We start from the raw sequence: 17485 nt of genomic DNA, 5'->3' as shown, positions 1-17485 counted from the left end.
CGCTTTTACTTACTTAGTGATACGACCCTGAGCATCTTTCAGCGCAGCATCCACAGTCTGACGACCGCTGGCGGCGTTGATCACCGCGGTACGGGTGGCGTACCAGAAGGCAGCCATCTGCGGGATGTTAGGCATGATTTCGCCCTTCTCGGCGTTGCTCATGGTGGCGGCGATACGTGGATCTTTCGCCAGCTGCTCCTGGAAGGATTTCAGCGCGACGGCGCCCAGCGGTTTGTCCTTGTTCACTTCGTCCAGACCCTGATCGGTCAGCAGGTAGTTTTCGAGGAACTCTTTCGCCAGCTCTTTGTTCGGGCTGGCGGCGTTGATACCGGCACTCAGCACGCCAACGAACGGTTTAGACGGCTTGCCTTTGAAGGTTGGCAGCACCGCGACGCCGTAGTTGATTTTGCTCTTGTCGATGTTGGACCACGCCCACGGACCGTTGATGGTCATCGCGGTTTCACCCTTGTTGAAGGCCGCTTCGGCGATGGAGTAATCGGTATCCGCGTTCATCTGTTTGTTCTTGATCAGGTCAACCAGGAAGGTCAGACCCGCTTTCGCGCCCGCGTTGTCCACGCCGACGTCTTTCACGTCGTATTTGCCGTTTTCAAACTTGAACGCATAACCGCCGTCGGCTGCAATCAGCGGCCAGGTGAAGTACGGCTCTTGCAGGTTGAACATCAGCGCGCTCTTACCTTTCGCCTTCAGCTCTTTATCCAGCGCCGGGATCTCTTCCCAGGTTTTTGGCGGGTTCGGTACGAGGTCTTTGTTGTAGATCAGGGAGAGCGATTCAACCGCAACCGGGTAAGCGATCAGCTTGCCGTTGTAGCGCACGGCGTCCCAGGTGAACGGGAACAGCTTGTCCTGGAAGGCTTTATCCGGGGAGATCTCGGCCAGCAGGCCAGACTGAGCATAGCCGCCGAAACGGTCATGGGCCCAGAAGATAATGTCAGGGCCGTCGCCGGTTGCAGCAACCTGTGGGAATTTCTCTTCCAGCTTGTCCGGGTGTTCAACGGTGACTTTAATGCCGGTATCTTTCTCGAATTTTTTACCCACTTCAGCCAGGCCGTTATAGCCTTTGTCGCCGTTAATCCAGATTACCAGCTTACCTTCTTCAATTTTGGCGAGCGCAGGTGCGGAAATCATCATTGCTGCAAGGGCGGACAATGCGAAAACGCGTGCGCCAGTCTTGATATTCATATCTGCCATCCTTTTTGGTGATGTGCTGTGGATACATTGAGGTGGTTCAACGTCGCTCAGTCTCCTTATTTGACATCCTCTTTCCATCCTCCTGGCCCCTACGCCCCACCCCCTCTTTATGTGATCTGCGTTGCATAAATTTCAGTTATGTGTCCTGGCGCACACAAAAGAGCGATGAATTTTGCCGGTGACATCACGAATTTTGCCTCCGCCCCCGGGGGGCGCTGGCGGAGTCCACTCTCTCATCCTCCCGCCTCCTCCCCCATAAAAAAGGCTGGGGGTGGAGGATTCGCGAAATGCCCCGATACCGCATAGTCAGCCCATATTGAATGTTTCTGTTGATGACAGGCTGTAACGAAGGGAGTAGGGCATGGCGAGCGTAGAACTGCGTAACGTAACGAAAGCCTGGGGTGACGTGGTGGTATCGAAAGATATCAATCTCGATATCCAGGAAGGTGAATTCGTGGTTTTTGTTGGCCCGTCAGGCTGCGGTAAATCCACGCTGCTGCGTATGATTGCCGGTCTGGAAACCATCACCAGCGGCGATCTGATGATTGGCGATACCCGCATGAACGATATTCCGCCTGCGGAGCGTGGCGTCGGGATGGTCTTCCAGTCCTATGCGCTTTATCCCCACCTCTCCGTTGCCGAGAACATGTCGTTCGGCCTCAAGCTGGCGGGCGCCAAAAAAGAGACCATCAACCAGCGCGTGACCCAGGTTGCAGAAGTGTTGCAACTGGCGCATCTGCTGGACCGTAAGCCGAAGGCCCTGTCCGGTGGTCAGCGCCAGCGCGTGGCGATTGGCCGTACGCTGGTGGCAGAGCCGCGCGTGTTCCTGCTCGATGAGCCGCTGTCGAACCTCGACGCCGCGCTGCGCGTGCAGATGCGTATTGAGATTTCCCGTCTGCACAAGCGTCTTGGTCGCACCATGATTTACGTCACCCACGATCAGGTCGAAGCGATGACTCTCGCCGACAAGATTGTGGTGCTGGATGCCGGTCGCGTGGCGCAGGTGGGTAAACCGCTGGAGCTCTATCACTACCCGGCAGACCGCTTTGTTGCGGGCTTTATTGGCTCGCCAAAGATGAACTTCTTGCCGGTAAAAGTCACCGCCACTGCCATCGATCAGGTTCAGGTTGAGCTGCCGAACCGCCAGCAGGTGTGGCTGCCGGTAGACAGCGTAAACGTCAACGTGGGGGCCAACATGTCCCTCGGGATCCGTCCTGAACATCTGCTGCCAAGCCACATCGCTGATGTGACCCTGGAGGGCGAGGTTCAGGTGGTTGAGCAGTTAGGTCACGAAACACAGATTCATATCCAGATCCCAGCCATTCGTCAGAACCTGGTCTACCGCCAGAACGACGTGGTGTTGGTAAAAGAGGGTGCCACATTCGCTATCGGCTTGCCGCCAGAGCGCTGCCATCTGTTCCGTGAGGATGGCACCGCATGTCGTCGGCTGCATCAAGAGCCCGGCGTTTAAGCAATCCCAATAATAAGCACGAAACCATCAGGTGAAGTGTTCAAAGAAAAGCAATGATCTCAGGAGATAGAATAATGATTACTCTGCGCAAAGTCCCTCTGGCACTCGCCATTGCGGCAGGCATCCTGTCTGCCCAGGCCGGCGCTGTAGACTTCAAAGGTTATGCTCGTTCTGGCATTGGCTGGACCGGGAGTGGTGGCGAACAACAGTGTTTCCAGGCAACAGGTGCACAGAGCAAATACCGTCTTGGTAACGAATGTGAAACCTATGCCGAACTGAAACTGGGTCAGGAAGTGTGGAAAGAGGGCGACAAGAGCTTCTACTTCGACACCAACGTAGCCTACTCTGTTTCTCAGCAGAACGACTGGGAATCAACCAGCCCGGCCTTCCGCGAAGCTAACGTGCAGGGTAAAAACCTGATTGAATGGCTGCCAGGTTCCACTATCTGGGCCGGTAAGCGCTTCTATCAGCGTCATGACGTTCACATGATCGACTTCTACTACTGGGATATCTCCGGTCCTGGTGCAGGTATCGAAAACATCGATCTGGGCTTCGGTAAACTCTCTCTGGCAGCGACCCGTTCTTCTGAGTCCGGCGGCTCTTCTGCATTTGCCGACTTCGATGCAAATGGCGACCGTATTTACGACAATATCGTACCAAACGATGTCTTTGACGTTCGTTTAGCCGGTATGGAAATCAACCCAGGCGGTACGCTGGAGCTGGGCGTTGACTACGGTCACACCAACATTCCTGACGACTACTACCTGCAGCCTGGCGCCTCTAAAGATGGCTGGATGTTCACCGCTGAACATACTCAGAGCATGCTGAAAGGCTTTAACAAGTTTGTTGTTCAGTACGCAACAGACTCCATGACTTCTAACGGTAAAGGTATTCCGCAGGGTGCGAGCCTGAACAACGACGGCTCCATGATCCGCGTTCTTGACCACGGTGCTGTCACCCTGGCTGACCAGTGGGATCTGATGTACGTCGGTATGTACCAGAACATCGACCTGGACAATAACAACGGTACCGAGTGGTGGACCGTCGGTGTTCGTCCGATGTTCAAATGGACGCCAATCATGTCCACCTTGCTGGAAGTGGGCTACGACAACGTCAAATCTCAGAAAACTGACGACACCAACAGCCAGTACAAAATCACCCTGGCCCAACAGTGGCAGGCTGGCGACAGCATCTGGTCCCGTCCGGCTATCCGCGTCTTCGCAACCTACGCCAAGTGGGATGAGAAATGGGGTTACGCGAACAATGGCGATGCAGGCTACACCTCTGGCGTAGCGTACAACGACACCTCCGCGAAAACCTTCAGCCGTGGCGACAACGATGAGTGGACCTTCGGTGCCCAGATGGAGATCTGGTGGTAAGTCGTAACACCTGATGTATTGACCTAAAAGAGGGGCGCAAGCCCCTCTCTTCATAGGGTGCTGCGCGCTATTGCCTGGCCACCGCAGTGCTAACGCAATCTGAGGTAAACATAATGAAAATGAAAAAAAGTCTCGTCGCGCTGTGCCTCTCCGCAGGTCTGCTGGCAGGAGCTCCTGCCATCACGCTTGCGAACGTCAATTTCGTCCCACAAAACACCAGCGCTGCGCCTGCGGTTCCGGCAGCCGCGCTGCAACAGCTGGTCTGGACGCCTGTCGATCAGTCCAAAACCCAGACCACCCAACTTTCTACCGGCGGCCAGACCTTAAACGTGGCGGGGATCGCCGGCCCGGTGGCGGCGTACAGTGTGCCGGCTAATATCGGCGAAATCACCCTGACGCTGACAAGCGTGGTGGAGAAACAGACCAGCGTATTTGCACCGAACGTGCTGATTCTGGATCAGAACCTGACGCCGTCTGCCTACTTCCCAAGCGAATACTTCACCTACCAGGAGCCGGGCGTAATGAGCGCCGATCGTCTGGAAGGGGTCATGCGCCTGACGCCAGCCCTGGGTCAGCAGAAACTGTACGTCCTGGTCTTTACCACCGACAAAGATCTGCAGCAAACCACCAAACTGATCGATCCGGCGAAAGCCTATGCCAAAGGCACCGGCAACGCCGTACCGGATATTCCGGACCCGATTGCCCGTCATGTGACGGATGGCCAGCTGAAGCTGAAAGTCTCCACTAACAGCACCTCCAGCGTGCTGGTCGGTCCGCTGTTTGGCTCCTCCGGTCCTGGCCCGGTCACCGTAGGCAATACCGCGGCACCGGTCTATGCTGCGCCAGCGGTTGCACCTGCTGCGGCTCCGGCTGCCGCGCCAGCCGTTGCCCCGGCCCCGGCGAAGAAGAGCGAGCCGGTACTGACCGATACCGAAGCCTATTTTAATCAGGCCATTAAGCAGGCAGTCGCAAAAGGTGATGTCGATAAAGCGCTGAAACTGCTGGATGAAGCAGAGCGTTTAGGCTCGACCACTGCCCGTTCCACCTTTATCAGCAGTGTAAAAGGCAAGGGGTGACCGTCTCCCCACAATGCTGATTTTGTCAGTAGTTTGGTGCGCCCCTGTGGGCGCACTTTTTTTTGTGATTTACACCGCTGTTGCATCTCTGTTGCGATAATGTTCGCTAACTCACGTTTGCCCGCCCCCAGTAGGCGTTTCTGCGATACAATAGCTTTACGTTATGTATCGGAGAGACTGGCATGTCACACCCCGCGCTTTTGCTCCTGCGTGCGCTGCGTTATTTTGACGAAATCCCTGCGCTGGAACCGGAGCAGCTCGACTGGCTGCTGCTGGAAGATTCCATGACTAAACGTTTTGAGCAGCAGGGCAAGAACGTCACCGTTACCCTCATTCAGGAGGGATTCGTCACGCCTGACGCGGTGGCGGATGAGCTGCCATTATTGCCGAAAGAGGCGCGCTACTGGCTGCGGGAGATCCTGCTCTGTGCCGACGGCGAGCCGTGGCTGGCCGGACGCACGGTGGTGCCAGAGTCCACCCTTACCGGGCCGGAGATGGCGCTGCAGCAGATGGGCAAAACCCCGCTGGGACGCTATCTGTTCACCTCCTCCGAGCTGACCCGCGATTTTATTGAAATTGGACGCGATGCCGGATTATGGGGACGCCGTTCCCGCTTGCGCTTAAGTGGAAAACCCTTAATGCTGACCGAGCTGTTTTTACCGGCGTCACCGTTGTACTAAGAGGAAGAGAAAATGGAGTGGAGTCTGACGCAGAACAAGCTGCTGGCGTACCACCGCCTGATGCGAACGGATAAGCCGATCGGTGCGCTACTGCTGCTGTGGCCGACCCTGTGGGCGCTGTGGGTTGCAACCCCCGGGCTGCCGCCGCTGTGGATCCTGGCGGTATTTGTGGCGGGTGTCTGGCTGATGCGAGCCGCGGGCTGTGTGGTTAACGATTATGCCGATCGCAAATTTGACGGCCACGTGAAACGCACCGCGAATCGTCCGCTGCCGAGCGGTGATGTCACGGAGAAAGAGGCGCGGACGCTGTTTGTGGTGCTGGTCCTGCTCTCGTTCCTGCTGGTGTTGACCCTCAACACCATGACCATCCTGCTCTCCGTGGCAGCGCTGGCCCTGGCCTGGGTCTACCCGTTTATGAAGCGCTATACCCATCTGCCCCAGGTGGTGCTGGGCGCCGCCTTTGGCTGGTCGATCCCCATGGCCTTTGCCGCCGTCAGCGAAAGTGTGCCGCTGAGCTGCTGGCTGATGTTCCTGGCCAATATCCTCTGGGCGGTGGCCTACGATACCCAGTACGCGATGGTTGACCGCGACGATGATCTGAAGATTGGCATTAAATCGACGGCCATTCTGTTTGGTCGTCAGGACAAGCTGATCATTGGGATTTTGCAGGTCGCGGTGTTGGCACTGATGATGGCAATTGGTTACCTGAACCAGCTGAACGGGGCATTTTACGGGGCGGTTGCGGCGGCGGGTGTGCTCTTTATCTACCAGCAAAAGCTCATTGCCAACCGCGAACGCGAGGCCTGTTTTAAAGCGTTTCTGAACAATAACTACGTTGGTCTGGTGTTGTTTGTCGGGTTAGCGATTAGCTATTGGGCATAAAAAAGCCGGGTGGTGGCTTCGCCTTACCCGGCCTACGATTTGGCAGAATATGTAGGCCGGGTAAGCGTTAGCGCCACCCGGCTTTTTTACGCACTATTCTCCCTGCGTCGCGCTCTCAATCGTTAAGCGCACGTCAGAGGTGATCAGCTCTGCCAGCATCTGGTAAACCTTCATCGTCTCTTCCGGCTCGGCATCACCGCTGTCACTGATATAACCCTCATCACGTAGCGTCAATACCAGCGAACTGAAGACCGCTTTGTCGAAGAACTCCGGCGCGTTGATACCGTGCAGCATCGACAGACGCTGGGCCAGAGTACGGCTCTCTTTCTCCAGCGTACCGCGGTTGATCGACGGGTTGGCGCTCAGCAGCCAGAAGGTGATGGCGTAGCGCTGCACAGTCTCGCGCGCACCCGCCGCCAGCAGCTGTAGCGTGCGTGAGCGGGACGGGTTGATCACCAGAACGTCCTCTTTCTGCGTCATCAGCCCCTGGCGGACCAGCTCTTCAGTATGCTTATCCAGCACCTCTGCCAGCTCGTCGCTGTTCCAGCGCAGGAACAACTCGGCTTTCAGCATCGGGTAGAGAGCGGTGACATGCTCCAGCAGCGCCTGACGGCTGATCTGGCGATGCTGGGTCACGATGGCGGCCATCAGCGAAGGCAGCATCAGCATATGCGCGATGTTATTGCGGTAGTAGGTCATCAGCACCGCCTGCTCGCGCGGCAGAATGATGATATCGCCGATCGTGTCTTTCTCGACCTCGAACTTGTTCATCTGCAATGCGTGATCGATGAGCTCGCTGGCGCTGGCCGTCGGCACCGTGGCATCGGCGGCGTAGGGCACGTTGCGCATCAGGTTCAGGTAGCAGTCGATCTGCTCGGTCAACTGCTCGCGGGTGAGCGAGCGCTGGCGTGAGGCAAGCAGGGCGGTACAGCACAGGTTCATAGCGTTCGCCGCCCCGGCGTTGTTAATGCGCACCATCAGATCGGCAGCAATGGCGTTCACCGTCGGCGTCAGCCAGGCCGGACGCACCGCTTCGATCGGATCGATGGACTCACGCCACTCCGGTACACGGTGGTTGAGGTAGGTCATCAGCGGCATCGGCTCGCCGAAGTTAACATACCCCTGGCCGAGGTTACGCAGCTTGCTCAAACCACGCAGCATCTGCAGCAGGCTCTCTTTCTCTTTGGTGGCGCCGCGCAGCTCTTTGGCGTAGGTGCCCACTTCCATCACGTGCTCGTAACCGATGTAGATCGGCACCAGGGTGATAGGACGCGTACCGCCGCGCAGCATCGCCTGGATAGTCATCGACAGGGTGCCGGTCTTCGGATCGAGCAAACGCCCGGTACGGGAACGGCCACCCTCCACAAAGTACTCGACGGAATAGCCGCGGCTGAACAGCTCGCCCAGATATTCACGGAAGACGGTGGAGTAGAGCTTGTTGCCTTTAAAGGTACGGCGAATAAAGAACGCACCCAGACGGCGGAAGATCGGCCCTGCCGGCCAGAAGTTGAGGTTAATGCCCGCCGCAATGTGCGGTGGCACCAGCCCCTGGTGATAGAGCACGTACGAGAGCAGCAGGTAGTCCATGTGGCTGCGGTGGCAGGGGACGTAGACAATTTCATGGCCGTCATGGGCCAGCTGGCGCACACGCTCGGCGTTGTGCACGTTAATCCCCTGATAGAGACGGTTCCAGGTAAAGCTCAGGATACGGTCGCTGAGGCGGATCATCTCGTAGGAGAAGTTGGCGGCAATCTCTTCCATCAGGGCGATGGCGTTTTGCTGCGCCTTCTCATGGGAGATCTTTTTGCTGCGCGCTTCGTCTTCGACGGCACGGGCAATGGCTTTCGACGCCAGCAGCTTATTGAACAGATCCTGGCGAGCAGGCAGGCGCGGGCCTACCGCGGCAAGACGCTGGCGGGCAAAGTGCATACGCGCCACGCGGGCCAGCTTCTGGGCGATGGTTTTATCCGTGCCGTGCTCATCGGCCATGCGGCGCAGGGAGACGGAAGGTGAAAAACGGACAAAGCTGTCGCGGCCCAGCCAGTTGACGGCGAAAAACTTCTGCACCCCGTTGAGCATGCGCAACGGCGGATTCTCTTCGCCTTTATCGCGCCCCGGACGACGGCCAAACATCACCGATACCGGCACCATCTGCACATCCAGCAGCGGGTTGCTGCGGTGCAGGTCGAGGTAATCATGGAACAGCTTAATGGACTCTTCTTTCGGCGTGTACCAGGTGAATACGCGAGGTCCGCCGTGGATAAAGATGTAGCGTGGCAGTTGGGTGCCGTCGATCTCCAGCGGCTCCAGCGGATCCGGGAGATCGTGCGCCAGGCATTGGGCGCGGAGCGTCAGCAAGTCGGCCTTCGAGTTGTAAGGCAAAACGTACATAATAGGACGCGAGGTATCGAGTCCCAATTCCAGCGTGGGAACCGCCGGAATAGACTTGCTTTTTACCAGGACGCTTAATGGTAAATTAAGTAATTTGTAGTAAATTCGTGGCCAGCCAGACATAAACGATGTAAAGCCTCTGGTTAAAAATGCAATTGCGGCGCAAGGATAACAGAAAGCGCGCAAAATTTCTGTTGTTACCCGTCATACTTCCGGCGGCAGCGCAGCGCGCTTAAGCCACCGTTTCTGACGCTATTTTCGAAGAAAGGTTTCTTTTAATGGCCAACAATACCACTGGGTTAACCCGAATCATTAAAGCTGCCGGCTATTCCTGGAAAGGCATTCGTGCTGCCTGGATCAATGAAGCCGCTTTTCGCCAGGAGGGGGTAGCAGTCATCGCGGCGATTATTATTGCCTGCTGGCTGGATGTTGATCCCATCACCCGCGTACTCCTGATTGGATCGGTAATGTTGGTGATGATAGTCGAAATTCTGAACAGTGCGATCGAGGCGGTGGTCGACCGCATTGGCAGCGACTTCCATGAGCTTTCGGGCCGGGCGAAAGATATGGGCTCTGCCGCTGTGCTGATGGCGATTATCGTTGCTCTGTTTACCTGGGTCACGCTGCTTTGGGGGCATTTGCGATAAGCCTTCAGAAACCGAACAAGTCTCTGGTTTTTTATGCGGTTTGTGGTTCCAAAATCGCCTTTAGCTGTATATACTCACAGCATAACTGTATATACACCCAGGGGGCGGAATGAAAGCGTTAACGACCAGGCAGCAAGAGGTGTTTGATCTCATTCGGGATCATATCGGCCAGACGGGTATGCCGCCGACGCGTGCAGAAATCGCGCAGCGTCTGGGCTTCCGTTCTCCAAACGCCGCTGAAGAGCACCTTAAAGCCCTGGCGCGTAAGGGTGTGCTTGAGATTGTCTCCGGCGCGTCTCGTGGTATTCGTCTGCTCGTTGAAGCAGAAGAGGGCCTTCCGCTTGTCGGTCGTGTCGCCGCCGGGGAACCGCTGCTGGCGCAACAGCATATTGAAGGCCACTATCAGGTCGATCCGGGCATGTTCAAACCGAGCGCGGACTTCTTGCTGCGCGTCAGCGGGATGTCCATGAAGGATATCGGCATTCTCGACGGCGATCTGCTGGCGGTACATAAAACGCAGGATGTGCGCAACGGCCAGGTCGTTGTGGCGCGCATAGATGATGAAGTGACCGTTAAGCGTCTGAAAAAACAGGGCAACACGGTACAGCTGCTGCCGGAAAACAGCGAGTTTTCCCCGATTGTTGTCGATCTGCGTGAACATAACTTTTCCATCGAAGGGCTGGCGGTAGGCGTCATCCGCAACGGTGAATGGTTATAACCTCTTTCTGACAGACTGCGGCAACCCCGCAGTCTGCTTTTCTTTTTTCTCCCGGTCATACACATGTCTCTGCTGACTGCTTCAGACAAGGCGTTGTGGCGTCTTGCCCTCCCGATGATCGTCTCCAATATCAGCGTCCCGCTGCTGGGGCTGGTGGATACCGCCGTTATCGGCCATCTCGACTCTCCGGTCTATCTGGGCGGTGTCGCCATCGGCGCCACGGCAACCAGTTTCCTGTTTATGCTGCTGCTCTTTTTGCGTATGAGCACCACCGGTCTCACCGCTCAGGCCTATGGCGCGAAAGATCCGCTGCGTCTGGCCCGGGCGCTGGTGCAGCCGCTGATCCTCGCGCTCGGCGCCGGTCTGCTGATTGTGCTGCTGCGCACACCGCTTATCGATCTGGCGCTACATATCGTGGGTGGCAGCGAGGATGTCCTGCATCAGGCGCGGCGCTTCCTTGAGATCCGCTGGCTCAGCGCCCCGGCATCGCTGGCTAATCTGGTGCTGCTCGGCTGGCTGCTGGGGGTGCAGTATGCCCGGGCACCGGTGATCCTGCTGGTGGTGGGTAATCTGCTCAATATCGTGCTGGATCTATGGCTGGTGATCGGGCTGAAAATGAACGTGCAGGGGGCCGCCCTGGCGACTGCTGCCGCCGAATACGCCACCCTGTTGCTCGGCTTGTGGATGGTCTGGCGGGTGCTGGCTCTGCGCGGCATTTCCCTGGCGCTGCTGAAAGCGAGCTGGCGCGGCAATATCCGCAAGCTGCTGGCCCTGAACCGGGACATTATGCTGCGCTCGCTGCTGCTGCAACTCTGTTTCGGCGCGCTGACGGTGCTGGGCGCGCGTTTGGGGCCGGAGATTATCGCCGTTAACGCCGTGCTGATGACGCTCCTCACCTTTACCGCCTACGCGCTGGATGGTTTTGCCTATGCGGTTGAAGCGCACTCCGGGCAGGCCTATGGCGCCCGGGAAAGCGGCCAGCTGCGCGAAGTATGGCGGGCAGCCTGCCGTCAGTCTGGCATGGTGGCGCTGGCCTTCGCGCTTGTCTATGCCCTGGCGGGTAACCCGATCGTGGCGCTGCTGACTTCGCTGCCAGAGCTGCGCGCGCTGGCGAGCCATTATCTTGTCTGGCAGGTGATTTTGCCGGTGGTGGGGGTCTGGTGCTATTTGCTCGACGGCATGTTTATCGGCGCAACCCGTGGCGCAGAGATGCGCAACAGTATGGCCGTCGCGGCCGCCGGGTTTGGTCTGACGCTGTTCACCTTGCCCTGGCTGGGTAATCACGGCCTGTGGCTGGCCCTGAGCGTTTTCCTGGCGCTGCGGGGGCTCTCTCTGGGCTGGATCTGGCGCCGGCACTGGCGCAACGGCACCTGGTTTCAATAACGGCTTCACCTTACTGAATGGTAAAAGATTCCGAATAACAAACCCAACGCCGCACGCTTATCTATAATTATTATCACGTCCAGCACGAAATCTATTTCAGGACGAACTTATCCTTAACGACCGAGCGAAGAGGAATCGATGATGAATAAAGACCAAGTCGGCGGTAACTGGAAGCAGATCAAAGGTAAAGTAAAAGAACAGTGGGGCGACCTGACTGACGATGACATGACCGTTATCGAAGGTAAACGTGACCAGCTGGTGGGGAAAATTCAGGAACGCTATGGTTATGAGAAAGACCAGGCGGAGAAAGAAGTTGGTGACTGGGAAACCCGTAACAACTATCGCTGGTAATTCAGCTCTACCCGCAGGTACACGGATGTACGCCCAGGGCGACCTTCAGGTCGCCCCTTTTTTTGTGCTCAACGCGGCTTCTTTTTCAACTGGATAGAGTGGTCATGCTGGCAATTTTCCTGATGGCGGCAGGCCTCGACTTCTACGCAGTTGCGGCACAGACCGTGCGCTTCAATCACGTTGTGACGCAGGGCAAATCCCATCTTCGCCGCCAGAGTATGCATGATGTCTTCCACCCCTTCCGCGCCTTCTTCCTTCACGCTGCCGCAGCGATCGCAAATAAACATCGCTGAGGTGTGGGTAGGCTGATCGAAAAGGTGGCACAGCACATAGCTGTTGGTCGATTCCACTTTATGCACAAAACCCTGCTCAAGCAGAAAATCGAGCGCCCGGTATACGGTAGGGGGCTTCGCCTGCGGCTCGCTTTCGCGCAGCAGATCGAGCAGGTCGTAAGCGCTGATGGCCCCGTTTTGCAGGCTCAGCAGGCGCAACACTTCAAGGCGCTGCGGAGTCAGGCGCACATTGCGTTGCGCACAGAGCTTTTCGGCTTGCGCTAACAGTGCCTGCATTGTGGTCGTTTCCATTTTGCACCTCGAATAACGTGGAATAACAAACCGCCAGTTTACCATGTTCTGGCCTAAACGCCGAGATCCAGCAGGTGTGCTACCCTGACGAAAAACCACGGGGGACCAAAAGATGAAAAGACCGGACTGTATTCGACACTGGCGTGAGGTAGAAGGGGCCGACAATTCAACCTATCCCGATAGCACAGAGCGTTTCTCCATTGGCGCGCCCCTGGCTCGAGCGCTTGGCTTAGGCCGCCTCGGTATTCACCATGAACGCCTGCCGCCTGGGCGTCGTACCTCCTATCCACATGCCGAAAGCGATGAAGAGGAGTTTATCTTTGTGCTGGAGGGTTATCCCGAAGCCTGGATCAACGGGTATTTATGGAAGCTGGAGCCGGGGGACAGCGTAGGATTTCCGGCCGGGACGGGGGTTTGCCACACCTTTATTAATAACACCACTGAAGAAGTGCGGTTATTAGTGGTGGGCGAAGCCAATAAAAAATATAACCGAATTTATTATCCGCTAAATGCAGTATATGCCGCCACCCGTGAAGATCGCTGGATCGATCACCCGCCACAATTTTTTGGTCCGCATGATGGAAAACCCGGGCGAAAATAAATTCTTGTTCTATACCTATTTAAAGCCATAAGGAAATCAATAGCTTATCTAATACTAAAGTTTAAGACATATTTAGCTTCTAATACTTTTTTCACAGAGGACGTATTTCCCTGCGCGGCGTATAGCCGCCGGGGTTAATTTACCCAAAATAAGTCAGGTGTCCTGTGAAAATAAAACTCAAACTTTCTGTGGCGGGAATTGCCACCGGTATTCTTTTGTCTCATCAGGCTGGAGCCGCAAATACCTGGACGGAAGCACGCGGCGATGCAATGGGCGGAACAGGCGTTGCATCGGCCCATTATGGCAGCGGGGTGTTAATTAACCCGGCGCTGTTGGCAAAATCAAAAGAAGAGGATGACGTCGCCATCATTTTCCCCTCCGTGGGAGCGCAAATTAGCGATAAAGACAATTTGCAGGATAAGATCGATGAAATCAGCGATGAGATCACCGACGATCGGCAGATGATCGACGATCTGACCGTGGCGCAGATCGCCGCCGATCCGCAAGGCACGCTTAGTGAGCTGCAGAGAGCCGCCGGCAGCCTTGCCGATCAGCTGGAATTTCTTGATGGCAAAACGGCGCATGCCAACGCCGGCGGCGGGATAGCCGTGAGCATCCCGGGTTCCGGCCTGTCGCTGGCGTTTGTCGCCAAAGCTAATGCCCATGCCCGCGTCAGCTCAGAAATCGATCCTCAGGACATCGATTTTTTACGCCGATTGCAGGGTAGCCCGGGAATGACCAACCAGATGGCGCTGAGCGCGGCGCGCAACGGCAGCGACGTGATTACCCGCAATCTTAACTCTGTTGCCATGGGCAGAGGGGCCATCGTCTCCGATTATGGCGTGGCGATTGCCCGTCAGTTTACGGTAAGCGACCTGCCGGTTTCGGTGGGCGTCACGCCGAAACTGCAGCAAACCTGGCTCTATAACTACACCACCTCCATTTATACCTACGACAGCGGCGACTTTAACAGCAGCCGCTACCGTAACGACGATACCAGTTTTAACGTCGATGTCGGCGTGGCGGTGGACTTTGGTGAGAACTGGACGGTGGGCCTGAGCGGGCAGAACCTCTTATCACGTGATATTGATACCAATGACATCCGCATTCTCAACGGGCGTACCGGGCAGGTGGTGAGCTATCAGGACACATACCAGATCCGCCCCCTGGTAACGGCGGGTGTCGCCTGGCATACCGGCCTGCTTACCCTCAGCGCCGATGGCGATCTGACCGAAACCCGCGGCTTTAAGAGTGAAGAAAACGCGCAGTATGTCGGCGTGGGGGCAGAAGTGACCCCTCTGAGCTGGCTGGCGGTACGCGCAGGCTTTCGCGGTGACGTGAGGGGCACCGACAGCAACGTCTTCACGGGCGGGTTAGGCTTTGCGCCGTTTAATACCGTGCATATCGATTTGACCGGTATTTACGGGGAAGATGAAACCTGGGGGGCCGGGGCCCAGTTGAGCCTGACCTTCTGAAGGCATCCGGAGGCGCTCGGCCTCCGGCGAATATGTGCTATAGTAGCGCCCCATTTTCACCAGATGCTTAAAACTTCGCCATGTCGTCAGAAAACTCGTCCCGCTATCCTGCCCACCGTTTTTCCATCGCGCCGATGCTCGACTGGACAGACAGACATTGCCGCTACTTCCTGCGTCTGCTGTCGCGCCACACCCTGCTCTATACCGAGATGGTGACCACCGGGGCGATCATTCACGGCAAGGGTGACTATCTCGCCTACAGCGAAGAGGAGCATCCGGTGGCGTTGCAGCTGGGCGGCAGCGATCCGGCGGCGCTGGCGCACTGCGCGAAGCTGGCTGAGGCGCGTGGCTACGACGAGATTAACCTCAACGTCGGCTGCCCTTCCGATCGCGTGCAGAACGGCATGTTTGGCGCCTGCCTGATGGGTAATGCGCAGCTGGTGGCCGACTGCGTGAAAGCGATGCGCGACGTGGTCTCCATTCCGGTGACGGTAAAAACCCGCATCGGCATCGACGATCAGGATAGCTACGAATTTCTCTGTGATTTCATCGGTACGGTGGCTGGCAAGGGGGAGTGCGAGATGTTTATCATCCATGCCCGCAAAGCCTGGCTCTCTGGCCTGAGCCCGAAAGAGAACCGTGAGATCCCGCCGCTGGATTACCCGCGCGTGTATCAGCTAAAGCGCGATTTCCCTCAGCTGACCATGTCCATTAACGGCGGCATCAAGTCCCTTGAAGAGGCGAAAGGGCATCTGCAGCATATGGACGGCGTTATGGTGGGCCGTGAGGCGTACCAGAACCCGGGCGTGCTGGCGGCGGTAGATCGCGAAATCTTTGGTGTGGACGTTGCCGATCGTGACCCGGTGGCGGTGGTGCGGGCGATGTACCCTTACATTGAGCGCGAGCTGAGCAACGGCACCTATCTGGGCCACATCACCCGTCATATGCTGGGGCTGTTCCAGGGTATTCCGGGGGCGCGCCAGTGGCGCCGTTACCTGAGTGAAAACGCCCATAAAGCGGGTGCCGATATCGAGGTGCTGGAGCAGGCGCTGCGTCTGGTGGCAGACAAACGATAATTTTCACCAATACTTCGTCAAATTCACCACGCCCGGCACCGCATTGCCGGGCGTTTGGTTTCATTATCAAGAGGTTATTTTTGGCACGGATCTTGTAACTATCACATCAGCGTATCGTTGTGATGCATTTGGGAGAGAGCCATGCTGGAACTACTTTTTGTGATTGGATTTTTTGTCATGCTGCTGGCAACCGGCGTCTCGTTGCTGGGGATCATCGCCGCACTGGTGGTTGCGACAGTGGTGATGTTTATCGGGGGACTGTTTGCCCTGATGTTGAAACTGTTGCCGTGGTTGCTGTTAGCCGTGGCGGTGGTGTGGGCAATACGGGCGATTAAATCGCCAAAACTTCCACGCTATCAGCGCAATAACCGTTTTCGTTACTAAGGTATTGAGCGGTTCGTCACATCCTTGCAACTTTTACGGCATCATCACTTAGAACAGAATAGGATTTAGTTATCGAATCTGTCACTATGACCGCCGTTAAAGAATTCATCGTGCTGTACCCTACATACAGCCGAACTAAAAAAAAGCAAAGCAAGAAAGGGCTTCCCAAGGGAAGCCCAATTTTTTATCAAGGGATAAGCAAACTCGATCCCTGCGTCGCCCGGCTCTCCAGCGCTTCATGCGCGCGTTGCGCATCACTCAGCGGATACTTCTGCGCCTCGGCCACATCCACCTTAATGACCCCGCTGGCAATCAACGAGAACAGTTCGTTGCTGGCCTCGACCAGTTCGTCATGGTTGGTGATATAGCCCTGCAGCGAAGGACGGGTGGCAAACAGCGACCCCTTCTGGTTAAGAATGCCGAGGTTAACGCCGGTCACCGGGCCGGAAGCATTGCCGAAGCTAACCATCAGACCGCGACGTTGCAGGCAGTCCAGCGAAGCTTCCCAGGTATCTTTCCCCACCGAGTCATACACCACACGCACCTTCTTGCCGCCGGTGATCTCTTTCACCCGCTCAACAATGCTCTCTTCACGGTAGTTAATCACCTGCCAGGCACCCGCCTGTAGCGCGCGCTGCGCCTTTTGCGCATTACCCACCGTGCCGATGAGTTTAGCCCCCAGCGCTTTTGCCCACTGGCAGGCGATCAGGCCCACACCGCCGGCGGCAGCGTGGAACAGAAACTGTTCGTCAGGTTTGATTTCGTAGGTTTTACGCAACAGGTAGAAGACCGTCAGCCCCTTCAGGAAGGAGGCGGCTGCCTGCTCATAGGAGATGGCGCCGGGCAGAATCGCTGCTTTATCTGCCGGGACGTTATGGACCGAGCTGTAGGCACCGAGAGCCGATTGCGCATACACCACGCGATCGCCCTCTTTAATATGTTTTACCGCACTACCGACTTTCACCACCACGCCCGCCGCCTCGGTACCCAGACCGCTCGGCAGAGCAGGGGGCGGATAGAGCCCGCTGCGGATGTAGGTGTCGATGTAGTTAATACCAATGGCTTTGTTTTCGACCTGGACTTCGTTCTCCCCAGGCGCGGTGGGAGTGAACTCTACCGCCCTGAGAACGTCCGGGCCGCCGTGTTTATGAAATTCAATACGCGTTGCCATGCTCCCT

General features: G+C 56.7%; 17 protein-coding genes. 13 read left to right on the top strand and 4 right to left on the bottom strand.

All coding sequences use genetic code 11. The features are described from left to right. Positions 1 to 9: 9 nt before the first annotated feature. On the bottom strand, positions 10 to 1200 hold the full coding sequence (malE, locus tag ACT3IC_RS08300) for a maltose/maltodextrin ABC transporter substrate-binding protein MalE (protein ID WP_139156313.1): 1191 nt from the start codon (positions 1198 to 1200) through the stop codon (positions 10 to 12). A gap of 370 nt (positions 1201 to 1570) precedes the next feature. Here malE and malK point away from each other — a divergent pair, with 370 nt between their 5' ends. From malK to ubiA, 5 genes are all read left to right on the top strand, one after another. Further along, a complete protein-coding gene (malK, locus tag ACT3IC_RS08295) occupies positions 1571 to 2680 on the top strand; it encodes a maltose/maltodextrin ABC transporter ATP-binding protein MalK (RefSeq protein ID WP_103825387.1) in 1110 nt (369 codons plus the stop codon). 71 nt (positions 2681 to 2751) lie between these two features. Then, positions 2752 to 4059: a maltoporin gene (locus ACT3IC_RS08290; protein WP_103181013.1), complete on the top strand. Its 1308-nt coding sequence runs from the start codon at positions 2752 to 2754 to the stop codon at positions 4057 to 4059. A 113-nt stretch (positions 4060 to 4172) separates the two neighbouring features. Next, entirely contained in the window at positions 4173 to 5135 is a 963-nt protein-coding gene (gene malM, locus ACT3IC_RS08285; protein WP_159340272.1) for a maltose operon protein MalM, read from the top strand. A gap of 182 nt (positions 5136 to 5317) precedes the next feature. Beyond that, the gene (gene ubiC, locus ACT3IC_RS08280) at positions 5318 to 5815 is read left to right on the top strand and encodes a chorismate lyase (protein ID WP_156653720.1); all 498 of its coding nucleotides are present in this window, start codon (positions 5318 to 5320) and stop codon (positions 5813 to 5815) included. Positions 5816 to 5827: 12 nt separating this feature from the next. Continuing rightward, positions 5828 to 6697 (top strand): 4-hydroxybenzoate octaprenyltransferase, encoded by an 870-nt coding sequence (gene ubiA / locus ACT3IC_RS08275; RefSeq protein ID WP_159340271.1) that lies wholly within the window; start codon positions 5828 to 5830, stop codon positions 6695 to 6697. A gap of 93 nt (positions 6698 to 6790) precedes the next feature. Here ubiA and plsB read toward each other — a convergent pair whose 3' ends face one another. Continuing rightward, positions 6791 to 9211 (bottom strand): glycerol-3-phosphate 1-O-acyltransferase PlsB, encoded by a 2421-nt coding sequence (gene plsB / locus ACT3IC_RS08270; RefSeq protein WP_103177842.1) that lies wholly within the window; start codon positions 9209 to 9211, stop codon positions 6791 to 6793. Positions 9212 to 9366: 155 nt separating this feature from the next. Here plsB and ACT3IC_RS08265 point away from each other — a divergent pair, with 155 nt between their 5' ends. The 4 genes from ACT3IC_RS08265 to ACT3IC_RS08250 all read left to right on the top strand — a co-directional run bounded on the left by ACT3IC_RS08265 (position 9367) and on the right by ACT3IC_RS08250 (position 12187). Beyond that, the gene (locus ACT3IC_RS08265) at positions 9367 to 9735 is read left to right on the top strand and encodes a diacylglycerol kinase (protein WP_103177843.1); all 369 of its coding nucleotides are present in this window, start codon (positions 9367 to 9369) and stop codon (positions 9733 to 9735) included. Positions 9736 to 9844: 109 nt separating this feature from the next. Next, positions 9845 to 10453 carry a transcriptional repressor LexA gene (lexA, locus tag ACT3IC_RS08260; RefSeq protein ID WP_103825393.1) on the top strand — a complete coding sequence of 203 codons (609 nt, stop codon included), beginning with the start codon at positions 9845 to 9847 and terminating at the stop codon, positions 10451 to 10453. A 63-nt stretch (positions 10454 to 10516) separates the two neighbouring features. Next, entirely contained in the window at positions 10517 to 11836 is a 1320-nt protein-coding gene (dinF, locus tag ACT3IC_RS08255) for an MATE family efflux transporter DinF (protein ID WP_420193180.1), read from the top strand. 141 nt (positions 11837 to 11977) lie between these two features. Further along, positions 11978 to 12187 carry a CsbD family protein gene (locus ACT3IC_RS08250; RefSeq protein WP_103177846.1) on the top strand — a complete coding sequence of 70 codons (210 nt, stop codon included), beginning with the start codon at positions 11978 to 11980 and terminating at the stop codon, positions 12185 to 12187. A gap of 68 nt (positions 12188 to 12255) precedes the next feature. Here ACT3IC_RS08250 and zur read toward each other — a convergent pair whose 3' ends face one another. Beyond that, positions 12256 to 12771: a zinc uptake transcriptional repressor Zur gene (gene zur, locus ACT3IC_RS08245; protein ID WP_039031935.1), complete on the bottom strand. Its 516-nt coding sequence runs from the start codon at positions 12769 to 12771 to the stop codon at positions 12256 to 12258. A gap of 112 nt (positions 12772 to 12883) precedes the next feature. On the opposite strand from zur, the gene ACT3IC_RS08240 reads away from it, so the two are divergent. The 4 genes from ACT3IC_RS08240 to pspG all read left to right on the top strand — a co-directional run bounded on the left by ACT3IC_RS08240 (position 12884) and on the right by pspG (position 16307). Beyond that, positions 12884 to 13372, top strand: a complete 489-nt coding sequence (locus ACT3IC_RS08240) for a cupin domain-containing protein (RefSeq protein WP_180209705.1) — start codon at positions 12884 to 12886, stop codon at positions 13370 to 13372. A 164-nt stretch (positions 13373 to 13536) separates the two neighbouring features. Then, positions 13537 to 14847, top strand: coding sequence for a conjugal transfer protein TraF (locus ACT3IC_RS08235; protein WP_159340269.1), 1311 nt, complete (start codon positions 13537 to 13539; stop codon positions 14845 to 14847). Positions 14848 to 14927: 80 nt separating this feature from the next. Next, positions 14928 to 15923 (top strand): tRNA dihydrouridine(20/20a) synthase DusA, encoded by a 996-nt coding sequence (gene dusA, locus ACT3IC_RS08230; RefSeq protein ID WP_103177849.1) that lies wholly within the window; start codon positions 14928 to 14930, stop codon positions 15921 to 15923. Between the two features lie 141 nt (positions 15924 to 16064). Continuing rightward, positions 16065 to 16307, top strand: coding sequence for an envelope stress response protein PspG (gene pspG, locus ACT3IC_RS08225; RefSeq protein ID WP_039031939.1), 243 nt, complete (start codon positions 16065 to 16067; stop codon positions 16305 to 16307). Between the two features lie 187 nt (positions 16308 to 16494). Here the strand turns inward: pspG and ACT3IC_RS08220 are convergent, their stop codons facing one another. Then, positions 16495 to 17478, bottom strand: coding sequence for a quinone oxidoreductase (locus tag ACT3IC_RS08220; protein WP_103177850.1), 984 nt, complete (start codon positions 17476 to 17478; stop codon positions 16495 to 16497). Positions 17479 to 17485 lie beyond the last annotated feature (7 nt).

It is taken from the genome of Leclercia sp. GHBNCSD, assembly GCF_055805075.1.
The sequence above is the reverse complement of the archived record's forward strand: the minus strand, read 5'-3'. Positions and strand labels throughout refer to the sequence as shown.